Origin of the sequence: Sphingomonas sp. Leaf38 (genome assembly GCF_001421825.1) — a bacterium.
In the GTDB taxonomy this organism is placed as follows: Bacteria; Pseudomonadota; Alphaproteobacteria; order Sphingomonadales; family Sphingomonadaceae; genus Sphingomonas.
The window spans coordinates 332-12,770 of sequence record NZ_LMLD01000015.1 but is presented as its reverse complement, the minus strand read 5'-3'; the positions used below and the strand labels follow the sequence as shown (position 1 = coordinate 12,770).

Here is a 12,439-nt window from a genome sequence, read left to right as displayed (position 1 = left end):
CCCTCCCCTAACCCCTCCCGCAAGCGGGAGGGGGATTTGGTTGCGTCCTGCGCCGACGCCTCGGGGGACAAGGTGGCCGCGACGCCGAAGCCGCCTGCCCCGCCCTGGCGCGCCATCTCGCCGAGTGCCGCTCGCCGCAGGCCGCGGCCGGGGGCGAGCAGCGATACCGCTTCGAGAATGTTGGTCTTGCCCGCGCCGTTCTCGCCGGTCAGCACTACGAACCCGGCGCCCGGTGCGAGCGTCAGATCGGCGTGATTGCGGAAATCGGTAAGGACGAGGCGCGAGAGCATTGCCCCCGCCTTAAAGGACTTTCGGAGCCGATTGCATCGCCCTTTTCCGTTCGCTCAGCACGAACGGGGTAAGGGGCTGGTCGGGTCGACCGTCGCGTCAGGCGGCGATCCGCTCCGGCGCGATGGCCGCCGCGGTCGCCGCGCGCTGCGTGCTGAGATACGAGGCGAGTTCGGGTCCGAGTTCGCGCTGCGCGTGCAGATACGCGACCGGTGTCGCGATACCGAGCCGTGCGCGCGCGGCGTCGAGCGGCTCGTGCAGGAGGGTCAGATAGTCCTCGCCCGAAATCCACTTCGCCTTGCGGCCGTGGCGATAGCCTTCCCAGACCGCGTTCGCGAAGAGCCGGCTGCCGGTGACGCGAATGCTTTTCAGCGCCGCCGCCGAGCCGATCAGCGCCCAGCCGAGCCCGCCGACCTGCGCATAGCTGAACGCGACCAGCGCGGCCTCGCCCATGCTCTCGTCCGCCTTGTAGCCGGTCAGTACGTGCCAGATGTCGTGCGTGTCGCGCACGCGCCGGCCGAACCAGGCGTATGGGTGCGCCAGATCGTCCTCGCTTGGCACGAGGCGCGAGACCTCGACCAAGCCGTCGGCGGAATAGCCCGTCGTCTCGAGGAAGGTGCGATACGCCGCACCGACCGTGCCGGGCGCGAAGCTCGCGACGAACGCAGGATCGGAAAACCGCCGTGCGAGCTCGACCTGATCATAGGCGATCCGCCCGCCCTGTTCGGTGGCGATCAGCCGGGCGTAATTCATCGGTGCGTTGCCGACGTTCAGCGCGCGCATGATCCGGAACACCTGAGTCGTGTCGTCACCGTTGGCGAGCAGTTTCTTGATCGCGTCGAACGCCGTCGGCCAATCGCGACGACCCGTCGTACCGGGAAAGGGAGGAAGCTTCGCCATCGAGTCGACTCCTTACTGACATTGCTGTTAGTACCAGATCCGGCGACGGGTACAAACAAAAAAGGCCACCCCGGAGGATGGCCTTTCGATCGATCGTCAGGGCGTGCCGGTCACACGCGCATCGGCATCAGCACGTAGAGCGCAGGCGACTTGTCGTTTTCGCGGATCAGCGTCGGGGCGGCGGCGTCGGCGAGGTGGACCTCGACCATGTCGCCGTCGATCTGCGCGAGGATGTCCATCAGGTAGCGGCTGTTGAAGCCGATCTCGAACGGGAGCGCGACGTAATCGCCGGGGACTTCCTCCGCGGCGGTGCCGTTCTCGGGCGAGGTCACCGACAGCGTGATCTTGTCGCGATCGAGCGCCATCTTCACCGCGCGGGTCTTCTCGGTGGCGATCGTCGAGACGCGGTCGACGCCTTCCATGAAGCTCTTGGGGTCGATCTTCAGGATCTTGTCGTTGCCGGTCGGGATCACGCGGCTGTAATCGGGGAAGGTGCCGTCGATCAGCTTCGAGGTCAGGATCGCCTGGCCGAGGTCGAAGCGGATCTTGGTCGGCGACAGCGAGACGCCGACCGAGCCGTCGACCTCGTCGAGCAGTTTGCGCAACTCGCCGATGCATTTGCGCGGCACGATCACGTCGGGCATCGATTCGGCGCCCTCGGGACGCGGCAGCGTGACGCGCGCGAGGCGGTGGCCGTCGGTTGCGGCGGCCTTCAGCACCGGGTTCGAGCTGTCACCGTCCGCGACGTGGAGGAAGATGCCGTTGAGATAATAGCGCGTCTCTTCGGTCGAGATCGCGAAGCGCGTCTTGTCGATGATCTGCTTCAAGGTCTCGGCGGGCAGTTCGAACTGAGTCGGCAGCTCCCCTTCCGCGATCACCGGGAAATCGTCGCGCGGCAGCGTGCCGAGCGAGAAGCGCGCGCGGCCCGCGACGATGCTCATCCGGCCTTCCGACGCGGCGAGCTGGACCTGGCTACCCTCGGGGAGCTTGCGGGCAATATCGAACAGCGTGTGCGCGGACACGGTGGTCGCGCCGGGCTGGTCGACCGCGGCGGCGATCGATTCGTTGATCTGGAGATCCAAATCGGTCGCCATCAGCTTCAGCGTACCTTCGGCGGTCGCCTCGATCAGCACGTTCGACAGGATGGGGATGGTGTTGCGCCGCTCCACCACGGACTGGACATGGCTCAGCCCCTTGAGGAGCGTTGCGCGTTCGATCGTCGCCTTCATCAAAATTCCCCCGGCCTCCACAGCCGGACTCGGGGCTGGGGGCAATCCGCAGATGGCTTACCCAACAACAAAGGGTCGGAGCAAGCGCCCCGACCCTTCTTTGATCACGGTAAACGTCGCGTTAAAACGCGATCAGAAGCGGAAGCCGTAGCTTGCAACGACCTGGTGACGATCCGTGTCGACGTCGAACCGCTGGCTCGTGCCGCCGGTCGCGTAATCGATGTTGCCGCGCTCATAGTTCGAATAGCGATATTCGAGCTTGGCATAGCTGTTCGGGCCGACCGCATGCTCGGCACCCGCGCCGACGCGCCAGCCGTTGAGCTTGAAGCTGTTGTCGGTCGTCTGGCTGGTGCTGCCGGCGAGCACGTCGAGCTTCGCGTTGGTGTAGCCGCCCTTGACGTACAGCATCGTCGTCGGTGCGACGACATAGCCGGCGCGCGCGCCGACATAGATGTCGCGGCCCTGCTTGACGCGGCCATAGCCGAAGTCGCTGGTATAGTCGTTGCGGTCGCTCTTGGCGGTCGAGCCGGTCAGTTCGGCCTCGGCACCGAGCACGACGTTGTTCGACATCGCGATGTCGTAGCCGATGCCGCCGCCGTACAGCAGACCGTCGATCTTCTGGTCGTCGCGCCCGTTGTTGTTGGACACGCTGCTGCCGGCGCCGGTGTGGTCGTAGCCGAGCGTGCCCTCGATGCGGGGGCCGGTGAAGGTCGGGTTGGTCTGCGCGAGGGCGGGGGCCGCAACGGCGGTGGTCGCGAGCAGCGAGACGGCGATAAGCTTACGCATTGGGATACTCCATACTGTCCTCGTCACCTCCAAACGCGAGGTGGACACGGGCCCAATGGACCAGTCCGGCGCGCGTTGCATGAACCCCAGATAAACGCGGAAATCCGTTGCTTTTGCGCCACAGGGGGTTGAAACGCGGCCTATGATTCCAAGCCATCGGCAGGGTGAACCGGGCGCCCGTTCAAGCGATACGCCGGCCCGACGCAAGGGGCGCGATTTCGTCGCGCGGCACGGCGAAACCGTGTTTAACGCAGCGCATCGTTTGCAGGGCGACACCGCGCATACGCCGCTGACGCGCGCAGGATTCGCACAGGCGGACGAGCTTGGCCTTGCGCTGCGGGACCTGCTCGGGGTGAAGCCTGCGCTGACCTTGTGGGCGTCGCCGACCGGGCGCGCGTTGCAGACGCTGGCGGTGATCTGCGAGCATCTGGCGCTCGACTGGCACGACGCGCGGACCGATGCGCGGCTGGTCGAGATCGACATGGGGTCCTGGGGCGGGCGCTATTATGCGGACGTGGTCGACGAGGTGGGGCCGGTGATGCTGCCCGGCGGGCTGTTGAAGACTGCGCCCGACGGCGAGACCTATCCGCAGATCGCGGCGCGTGTCGGCGGCTGGCTGGCGGAGACCGCGGACGATGCAGGCGACAGACTCGTGATCATGCACGGCATCTCGAGCCGGGTGATGCTCGGCGTGATGACCGGTGCGCCGGTCGATCCCATGCTCGGCGCACCGATCGCGCCGGGGTTGCCGCAGGGTTCGGTCACGCTGGTCGAGGCCGGCTGTGCAACCGTGCCGCATCTCGGCACCGGCTTCGCCCCGGCGTGAAACTCGCGGCGCTGCTCCTCCTCGCGATCGCCGCTCCGACATCGGGACGCGACACGATCGGTATCTACAAGGGTTGGGGCGCCTTTCGGGACTCGACGCCCGACCGCTGTTACGCGATCGCGCGGCCGGTGATGGCGGGGGGGCGGTCGAGCGGGTTCGCCAGCATCGCGACCTGGCCCAAGCGCGGGCTGCGCGCGTCGCTCCACATCCGCCTCAGTCGCGAGCGCGATCGGTCGGCGGGCGTGACGCTGACGGTGGGCGAACGCCGATTCGCGCTGGTCGCGAGCGGGCTGGATGCGTGGGCGAGCGATGCGCCGAGCGACCGCGCGATCGTCGCGGCGCTGCGATCGGGGCGTAGCATGAGCGTCGAGGCGGTCGCCGTCGGCGGACGGCCGTTTGCGGATGTGTATGCGCTGTCCGGGGCGGCGACGGCGATCGATGCGGCCGTGCTGGCGTGTAGCGGGGGGTAGCGTCCCTCCCCTACTACCACCCCGGCGAAGGCCGGGGCCCAATTGGGGGACGCGCGTGATGACGCTCCCCGCATCGTTACCACCACCTTCCCAATTGGGCCCCGGCCTTCGCCGGGGTGGTGCTGATGTCGGGGGGCGTTCTGCCTTACTTCGCCGCCCAACGCCCTTCTTCCGCAGCCTGTAGAAAAATCGGCAAATTTCCGCTAAGCGCCGCCGCATGCAGACCGCCGCGAACCTCATGCCCATCCCCGGGCACATCGATCCCGTGCCCGTTCCCCGCAGCTTCGTGCCGCGCAGCGATGGGCGTATCGACCTGCTCGGGCTGTCGCTCGCCGATCTGCGGATGGCGCTGGAGACGTCGCAGCTCGAGGAAAAACAGGCGAAACTGCGCGCGAAACAGCTGTGGCACTGGATCTACAATCGCGGCGCGACCGAGTTCTCGGCGATGACCGACATCTCGAAGACGATGCACCCGTGGCTCGAGCAGCGCTTCGTCATCAGCCGGCCCAACGTGGTCGAGGCGCAGGTGTCGACCGACGGCACGCGCAAGTGGCTGCTGCGCTCGGACGACGCGCAGGATTACGAGATGGTGTTCATCCCCGACGCGGATCGCGGCACGTTGTGCGTGTCGAGCCAGGTCGGCTGCACGCTGAACTGCACCTTCTGCCACACCGGCACGATGCGGCTGGTGCGCAACCTGACGCCCGCCGAGATCGTCGGCCAGGTGATGCTCGCGCGCGATTCGCTGGGCGAATGGCCGAGCCAGCCCGAGGGGCGGATGCTCACCAACATCGTGATGATGGGGATGGGCGAGCCGCTGTATAATTTCGAGAATGTCCGCGATGCGCTGAAGCTGGTGATGGATGGTGCGGGGCTCGCGCTCAGCCGCCGCCGGATCACGCTGTCGACGAGCGGCGTCGTGCCGATGATGGCGCGCGCGGGCGCTGAGATCGGCGTGAATCTCGCCGTGTCGCTGCACGCGGTGACCAAGGAGGTGCGCGACGAGATCGTCCCGCTCAACCGGAAATACGGCATCGAGGAACTGCTGCAGGCGTGCGCGGACTATCCGGGCACGAACAATGCGCGCCGCATCACGTTCGAATATGTCATGCTGAAGGACAAGAACGATTCGGACGCCGATGCGCACGAACTCGTCCGGTTGCTGCGCAAATACGAGCTGCCCGCCAAGGTGAACCTGATTCCGTTCAATCCGTGGCCGGGTGCGACCTATGAATGCTCGACGCCCGAGCGGATCAAGTCGTTTTCCAGCATCGTGTTCGCGGCCGGCATTTCGGCGCCGGTGCGCACCCCGCGCGGTCGCGACATCGATGCGGCGTGCGGGCAGCTCAAGACCGCGTCGGAGAAGAAGAGCCGCGCACAGCTCGATCGCGAGGCCGCTGCCGAGTCCGACGCTTTTGCTTGAGTGGAGTGCGGTTGCGCTGGCGGCAGGGGCTGGGGTTCTCGGCGGCGCGATGAACGCGCTGGCGGGGGGCGGCAGTTTCGCGACGATGCCCGCGCTGATCGGGCTCGGCGTGCCGTCAACCTTCGCCAACGCAACGAGCAACGTCTCGCTCCAGCCGGGCGCGATGGCGAGCGCGTGGACGTATCGGCATGGGCTGGAGCCCGTGTCCGGCGTCGGCATGCGGACGATGGCGGGAATCACCTTTGTCGGCGGGCTCATCGGCAGCCTGTTGCTGGTCGCGACATCGGCGCGCGCGTTCGACCTGATCGTGCCGTGGCTGTTGCTGTTCGCGACTCTGGCGATCGCGTTCGGCACGCAGGCCTCCTTGTGGCTGCGGTCGCGCGTCGAGATCGGGCCGAAGTCGCTCGTTGCGGTGCAGGCGATGCTGGGCGTCTATGGCGGCTATTTCGGCGGTGGGGTCGGGCTGATGCTGACCGCGGCCTGGGGGCTGTTGTCGGGGGCGACGCCGGCCAGGCTTGCGGCGCCGCGCACGCTGATGCTCGCGGTCGCCAACCTGGCGGCGACGATCATCTTCATCGCCACGGGCATGGTCTATTGGGCGCTGTGCGTGCCGATGATGCTCGGCGGGATCGTCGGCGGGCATTTCGGCGCGAAGCTCGGGCTGGTGATGTCGGCCAGGATCATCCGCGTGTGGACGCTATTGGTGACGATCGCGACGACGATCGTATTCTTCTGGCGGGCGTACGGCTGAGACGCTTGGCCCCTCTCCCTCGTCACCCCAGCGAAAGCTGGGGTCTCATGCGGCGAGGCGTGCGCTTCGTTACCGGGAGATCCCAGCTTTCGCTGGGATGACGGCGTTGGGGTTGGGCGCGGGCGCCGATGCGGCTCAGCCCGGTCGGCGCATCTTGAAGAGCGCATCCTCGGTGATCGTGAAGTAATCCGCGGGGCCGCCGCCGCGCAGGATCGGGTTCGCGCGGGCGGTCTGGTAGACGCCGTCCTCGAGCATCGCCAGGTCGATGTGGATCGCGACCGCCTCGCCGAGCACGAGCCACTGGTCGAGTTCGCGGCCTTCCTTGGTTTCCAGGCGGATCAGCTGGGTGAGCTTGCACTCGAACTGCGCGCGCGACGCGGCGACTCGGGGCGGCTTGACCTTGGTGGAGGCGGCCATCTCAAGCTTGGCGAGCGCGAATTCGTCGACGTCGGCGGCGACGTTCGCGGCGGTCGTGTTCATCGCCTCGCTAAGGTCGCGCGAGACGAGGTTCCAGACGAATTCGCCGGTCGCCTCGATATTGGCGACGCTGTCCTTCCAGCCCATCGACGAGAAGCCGATCAGCGGCGGGGAATAGTTGAACAGGTTGAAGAAACTATACGGCGCGAGGTTCGCGACGCCGTCCGCCGACATCGTGCTGACCCAGCCGATCGGCCGCGGCGCGACGATCGCGTTCAGGGGATCATGCGGCAGGCGATGGCCGTTTGCGGGTTCGTAAGAATGCCATTCGGTCATGTACTTAATCCTGCTATATCGCCGTCCGACTGCCTATAGCGAAGGTCGAGCATGAACGATCCCACTGCCCCGACTATCATCAAGCGGCACCGGCTGGCGACGCGCGTCTGGCACTGGGTGACGGTGGTGACGATGTTCATCATGATCGGCAGCGGGATCGGCATCCTGAAGGCGCATCCGCGGCTATATTGGGGCGCGTATGGCGCGAATTTCGATACCGCCTGGACGACGCTCGACCAATGGCCGAGCTGGCTGGTGTCGCTGCTCAACCTGCTGACGATCCCGGCGAGCTACAACCTCGCCATCTCGCGGCGCTGGCATTTGTTGTTCGCGCTGGTGCTCGCCTTCGCGCTGCTCGGGTTCATGATCGTCAGCCTGATCAACAAGCATTTCCAGCGCGACCTGCGCGTCCGTGCGGCCGAGCTGTCGCCGCGCGAGGTCGCGCATGACGTGAAGGAGCATCTCGCGTTCCGCTTTCACGATCCGAAGCGGCCGGGGGCGTACAACATCCTCCAGAAGCTGTCGTACGTCACGACGATCTTCGTGCTGATCCCGGTGATGATCCTGACCGGGCTGACGATGTCGCCGGGGATGGACGCGGCGTGGCCGTGGTTGCTCGACGTGTTCGGCGGGCGGCAGTCGGCGCGCTCGATCCACTTCATCGCGGCGACGGGCCTCGTGCTGTTCATCATCGTCCATCTGGCGCTGGTGATCCTGGCAGGCGCCTGGAACGAACTGCGGTCGATGATTACGGGGCGCTTCCACGTCCCGGCCCATCAGCCGGAGGACGCCGCATGAGCGCGATCATCACCCGCCGTGCGCTCGTCGCCGGGGCTGCGATCGGTGCGGGCGCGCTCCTCACCGGATGCGACAAGATCATCCAGCATCCCGAGGCACGAAAGATCCTGTTCATGGGCGAGGACATGAACCGCGGGCTGCAACGCGCGCTGACCAACCGCAATGCGCTGGTGCCCGAGTTCAGCCCCGCGCAGATGTCGCCGATCTTCCGGTCGAACGGCACGCGCGATCCGGGGACGCCCGACTATACCGCGATGGTCGCGAACAATTTCGCGGATTACCGGCTGAAGGTCGGCGGGCTGGTCGGTCGCCCGCTGTCGGTCACGCTGCCGCAGCTCCGCCAGATGCCGTCGCGCGCGCAAATCACGCGGCACGACTGCGTCGAGGGCTGGTCGGCGATCGGCAAATGGCAGGGCCCCAAGCTGGGCGCGCTGTTGAAGGCCGCGCAGATCCGCGACTCGGCGCGCTATGTCGTGTTCACTTGTGCCGACCTGTATGGCGGCGCGAACTATTACGAGTCGGTCGACCTGGTGGATGCGTTCCACCCGCAGACGATCCTGGCCTGGGCGCTCAACGATCAGGTGCTCGACGTCGCGCACGGTGCGCCCGTCCGGCTGCGGGTCGAGCGACAACTCGGCTACAAGCACGCCAAATATGTGATGCGGATCGACGCGGTCGACAGCCTCGCCGGGATCGGCAAGGGCAACGGCGGCTATTGGGAAGATAACGTCGATTATGATTGGTACGCGGGGATCTGACCGCCTGCGGGGGGTGGCGCACTTCCGTACCAGTCATTAGCTAAAGCGGCATGGCACTTTTCGATCGTTTCCTGGCCCGGCAGGTCAAAACCGGCGACCTCATCCTGATCCATGCGGACGGCACCACCAAGCAGTTCGGCAAGCCCGACCCGGCCTATAACCCGGTCACGATCCGGCTGACCAAGCCCGGTGTCGCTGGCGCGATCGTTCGCCATCCGGCGCTCGGCGCGGCGGAGGCGTTCATGGACGGGCGGCTCGTGATCGAGCGCGGCGACATCCGCGACCTGGTAAACCTGCTTAAGGGCAACAGCCCGTGGGAGCGCGGCGGCGGGCTCAATCCGTCACTGCCGATCAAGCTGCTCGACAAGGTCGTCCACCGCGTCGACCGCGTGAACATGGCGCGCCGGTCGAAGAAGAACGTCGCGCATCACTACGACCTCTCGGACCGGTTGTACGACCTGTTTCTCGACGCGGATCGTCAATATTCGTGTGCGTACTTCACCGACGCGGGCAACAGCCTGGAGCGGGCGCAGGACGACAAGAAGGCGCATATCGCCGCCAAGCTCGCGATCCAGCCGGGCATGCGCGTGCTCGACATCGGCTGCGGCTGGGGCGGGATGGCGCTGTACCTGCACGCGAAGACGGGGGCCGAAGTCCTCGGCGTGACGCTGAGCGAGGAACAGCTGAAGGTCGCGCGCCGCCGGGCCGAGGAAGCCGGCGTTGCCGACAAGGTGAAGTTCGAGCTGATCGATTACCGTGCGCTGACGGGGACGTTCGACCGGATCGTGTCGGTGGGCATGTTCGAGCATGTCGGCCCGCCGCAGTACAAGACGTTCTTCCGCAAGTGCCGCGACCTGTTGACCGAGGACGGCGTGATGCTGCTCCACACGATCGGGCGGATGGGCGGGCCGGGCGTCACCGACACGTTCACGACGAAGTACATCTTCCCGGGCGGGTACAACCCCGCGCTGTCGGAGATCGTGCGCGGTTATGAGGGGCTGCGGATGTTCCCGACCGATATCGAGGTGCTGCGCGTGCATTACGCGCTGACGATCGACCTCTGGTACGACCGGACGGTGGCGGCGAAGGATGCGATCGTCGCACTGTACGACGAGCGATTCTACCGGATGTGGACCTTCTACCTCGCGGGCGCCGCGGCGGCGTTCCGGACCGGGGGGATGGTCAATTACCAGATCCAGCTGTCGAAGAGCCGGATGACGCTGCCGCTGACGCGCGATTACATGATCGAGGGCGAGCGGGCGTTGTGCGAGGGGTGACGCGGGTATGGCGGGGGGGGAGAGTCCCCCCGTCAATCTTGCTCGTTCCCCCGCGCAGGCGGGGGCCCAGGGTTACGCTAGACTGCGGTACTTAGCTGGGCTCCCGCGTCCGCGGGCGAACGAGGTTTGTGTCGAGGCGACTCAGCGCGGGCCCTGCACGTCGGCCTTTGCCGCGGCGCGCTCGTCGCCGCCGATCTTGCCGTCCTTGTTGGCGTCGTACTTCGCAAAAGTCGCGGCCAGCAGCGCCTGCGCTTCGGCCTGTGTGACCTTGCCGTCCTTGTTCTTGTCCGCGCTGGTGAACCACAGGTCCGCCAGGCGCTTGGCGTGGACCGGATCGGGACGCCCCTGCCCGCCGACCTTCATGTTGCCGATCCGCGCCTGGACCTCGGCGCGGGTGAGGACGCCGTCCTTGTTGGTATCCGACGCGGCGAATTCGGCCTTGAACTTGGCCGAGGCGGACGCGCGGGTTTCCTGCGCGAGCACCGGGCCTGCAAGCCCTGCGAGAACGAGAACGGTAAGCGTTTGGCGTAGCACGGTGCGGTAACTCCAGAGATTTGCGGCGCGGATAGACCGGTTTGGTTGTACGCGCCATGAATGCAGGAGGCGCGGGGCGGTTGCATGGCGGCGCCCCAGCGCATAGGGGCGCGGGCATTGGATATTGCCTGAAGGACCCTGCCCGTGACCGATCCGATCAACCCCGCCGGCAGCGCCGGAATCAATCGCGTCGTGCTCGCCTATTCCGGTGGCCTGGACACGAGCGTGATCCTGAAATGGCTCCAGCAGACGTATAACTGCGAAGTCGTCACCTTCACCGCCGATCTGGGCCAGGGCGAGGAACTCGAGCCCGCGCGCGCCAAGGCCGAGATGATGGGCGTGAAGCCCGAGCACATCTTCGTCGACGACCTGCGCGAGGAATTCGCGCGCGACTATGTCTTCCCGATGATGCGTTCGAACGCGCTGTACGAGGGGCTGTACCTGCTCGGCACGTCGATCGCGCGGCCGCTGATCGCCAAGCGCCAGATCGAAATCGCCAAGATGGTCGGCGCCGACGCGGTCAGCCACGGCGCGACCGGCAAGGGCAACGACCAGGTCCGCTTCGAGCTCGGCTATTACGCGCTGTCGCCCGACATCAAGGTGATCGCCCCGTGGCGCGAATGGGATTTGACCAGCCGCACCAAGCTGATCGAGTTCGCCGAACAGCACCAGATCCCGGTCTCGAAGGACAAGCGCGGCGAGTCGCCCTTCTCGACCGACGCCAACATGCTGCACACCTCGTCCGAGGGTAAGGTTCTCGAAGACCCGTGGGACGAGGTCCCCGACTATGTCTATTCGCGTACGGTGAACCCCGAGGACGCGCCCGACGTGCCCGAGTATATCACGATCGATTTCGAGCGTGGCGACGGCGTGGCGATCAACGGCGAGGGGATGAGCCCGGCGACGTTGCTCGAGACACTCAACGGCTATGGCCGCCGTCACGGGATCGGCCGTCTCGACCTGGTCGAGAACCGCTTCGTCGGCATGAAGAGCCGCGGCATGTACGAGACGCCGGGCGGCACGATCTATCACCTCGCGCATCGCGGCATCGAGCAGCTGACGCTCGACCGGGGTGCGGCGCATCTGAAGGACGAGCTCGCGCCGCGTTATGCCGAGCTGCTGTACAACGGCTTCTGGTTCTCGCCGGAGCGCGAGATGCTGCAGGCGGCGATCGATCACAGCCAGGAGAAGGTCTCGGGCACCGTCCGCCTGAAGCTGTACAAGGGTGGCGTGTATGTGGTCGGGCGTAAATCGCCCAATTCGCTCTATTCGGAAAAGGTCGTGACGTTCGAGGACGACCAGGGCGCGTACGACCAGCGCGACGCGGCGGGCTTCATCAAGCTGAACGCGCTGCGGTTGCGCTTGTTGGGCCGGCGCGACCGGTAAAAAAGCGCGCGCTTGCTGCGTTTACACCTCCCCGGCAAAGGCCGGGGCCCAGCTGGGGGACGTTGCCAACGCAGGGCGGCGCGTTGTTACTGCTGCCTCCCCTTCTGGGCCCCGGCCTTCGCCGGGGAGGTGCGCGTGTGGGGAGATGGCGTGAACGCTCCTGCACGGCCCTGCCCCCGCTCGTTAACCACGCCTTAGGCATCTTCACGCATACACCCTGCACCTAGTGGGGAAGAGCCTGGATGCCGAACACACCTGTC

14 protein-coding genes are annotated in these 12,439 nt (G+C 66.4%); 8 read left to right on the top strand and 6 right to left on the bottom strand.

The annotated features are described in order from the left end of the window. The 4 genes from ASE88_RS19690 to ASE88_RS17645 all read right to left on the bottom strand — a co-directional run. A partial coding sequence (locus ASE88_RS19690; RefSeq protein WP_235528007.1) for an AAA family ATPase occupies nucleotides 1-290 on the bottom strand: 290 nt, incomplete at its 3' end. Nucleotides 291-387: 97 nt separating this feature from the next. Beyond that, a complete protein-coding gene (locus tag ASE88_RS17655) occupies nucleotides 388-1,188 on the bottom strand; it encodes a Coq4 family protein (RefSeq protein ID WP_056480446.1) in 801 nt (266 codons plus the stop codon). Nucleotides 1,189-1,298: 110 nt separating this feature from the next. Continuing rightward, nucleotides 1,299-2,417 carry a DNA polymerase III subunit beta gene (gene dnaN, locus ASE88_RS17650; RefSeq protein WP_056017955.1) on the bottom strand — a complete coding sequence of 373 codons (1,119 nt, stop codon included), beginning with the start codon at nucleotides 2,415-2,417 and terminating at the stop codon, nucleotides 1,299-1,301. 132 nt (nucleotides 2,418-2,549) lie between these two features. Next, nucleotides 2,550-3,203 carry an outer membrane protein gene (locus ASE88_RS17645; RefSeq protein WP_056480443.1) on the bottom strand — a complete coding sequence of 218 codons (654 nt, stop codon included), beginning with the start codon at nucleotides 3,201-3,203 and terminating at the stop codon, nucleotides 2,550-2,552. Between the two features lie 142 nt (nucleotides 3,204-3,345). On the opposite strand from ASE88_RS17645, the gene ASE88_RS17640 reads away from it, so the two are divergent. The 4 genes from ASE88_RS17640 to ASE88_RS17625 all read left to right on the top strand — a co-directional run bounded on the left by ASE88_RS17640 (nucleotide 3,346) and on the right by ASE88_RS17625 (nucleotide 6,673). Further along, a complete protein-coding gene (locus ASE88_RS17640; protein ID WP_056480439.1) occupies nucleotides 3,346-4,029 on the top strand; it encodes a histidine phosphatase family protein in 684 nt (227 codons plus the stop codon). Next, nucleotides 4,026-4,499: an invasion associated locus B family protein gene (locus tag ASE88_RS17635; RefSeq protein WP_056480436.1), complete on the top strand. Its 474-nt coding sequence runs from the start codon at nucleotides 4,026-4,028 to the stop codon at nucleotides 4,497-4,499. Before ASE88_RS17640 ends, ASE88_RS17635 begins: the two co-directional genes overlap by 4 nt. 217 nt (nucleotides 4,500-4,716) lie before the next feature. After that, nucleotides 4,717-5,922 (top strand): 23S rRNA (adenine(2503)-C(2))-methyltransferase RlmN, encoded by a 1,206-nt coding sequence (gene rlmN, locus ASE88_RS17630; protein ID WP_056480433.1) that lies wholly within the window; start codon nucleotides 4,717-4,719, stop codon nucleotides 5,920-5,922. After that, complete coding sequence (locus tag ASE88_RS17625; protein ID WP_235528006.1) at nucleotides 5,915-6,673, top strand: sulfite exporter TauE/SafE family protein; 759 nt, start codon at nucleotides 5,915-5,917, stop codon at nucleotides 6,671-6,673. The genes rlmN and ASE88_RS17625 overlap by 8 nt, the downstream gene beginning before the upstream one ends. A gap of 135 nt (nucleotides 6,674-6,808) precedes the next feature. Here the strand turns inward: ASE88_RS17625 and ASE88_RS17620 are convergent, their stop codons facing one another. After that, nucleotides 6,809-7,426, bottom strand: a complete 618-nt coding sequence (locus ASE88_RS17620) for a flavin reductase family protein (RefSeq protein ID WP_056480430.1) — start codon at nucleotides 7,424-7,426, stop codon at nucleotides 6,809-6,811. A gap of 51 nt (nucleotides 7,427-7,477) precedes the next feature. Here ASE88_RS17620 and ASE88_RS17615 point away from each other — a divergent pair, with 51 nt between their 5' ends. Genes ASE88_RS17615 through ASE88_RS17605 form a run of 3 tightly spaced genes read left to right on the top strand, consistent with a single transcriptional unit; the run spans nucleotide 7,478 to nucleotide 10,259 of the window. Then, on the top strand, nucleotides 7,478-8,224 hold the full coding sequence (locus tag ASE88_RS17615; protein WP_056480425.1) for a cytochrome b/b6 domain-containing protein: 747 nt from the start codon (nucleotides 7,478-7,480) through the stop codon (nucleotides 8,222-8,224). Beyond that, nucleotides 8,221-8,982, top strand: a complete 762-nt coding sequence (locus tag ASE88_RS17610) for a molybdopterin-dependent oxidoreductase (protein ID WP_056480424.1) — start codon at nucleotides 8,221-8,223, stop codon at nucleotides 8,980-8,982. The genes ASE88_RS17615 and ASE88_RS17610 overlap by 4 nt, the downstream gene beginning before the upstream one ends. Before the next feature lie 50 nt (nucleotides 8,983-9,032). Further along, on the top strand, nucleotides 9,033-10,259 hold the full coding sequence (locus tag ASE88_RS17605) for an SAM-dependent methyltransferase (RefSeq protein ID WP_056480422.1): 1,227 nt from the start codon (nucleotides 9,033-9,035) through the stop codon (nucleotides 10,257-10,259). Nucleotides 10,260-10,400: 141 nt separating this feature from the next. Here ASE88_RS17605 and ASE88_RS17600 read toward each other — a convergent pair whose 3' ends face one another. Then, the gene (locus tag ASE88_RS17600) at nucleotides 10,401-10,793 is read right to left on the bottom strand and encodes an EF-hand domain-containing protein (RefSeq protein ID WP_156348430.1); all 393 of its coding nucleotides are present in this window, start codon (nucleotides 10,791-10,793) and stop codon (nucleotides 10,401-10,403) included. Nucleotides 10,794-10,937: 144 nt separating this feature from the next. Here ASE88_RS17600 and ASE88_RS17595 point away from each other — a divergent pair, with 144 nt between their 5' ends. Next, a complete protein-coding gene (locus tag ASE88_RS17595) occupies nucleotides 10,938-12,179 on the top strand; it encodes an argininosuccinate synthase (protein ID WP_234422517.1) in 1,242 nt (413 codons plus the stop codon). Nucleotides 12,180-12,439 lie beyond the last annotated feature (260 nt).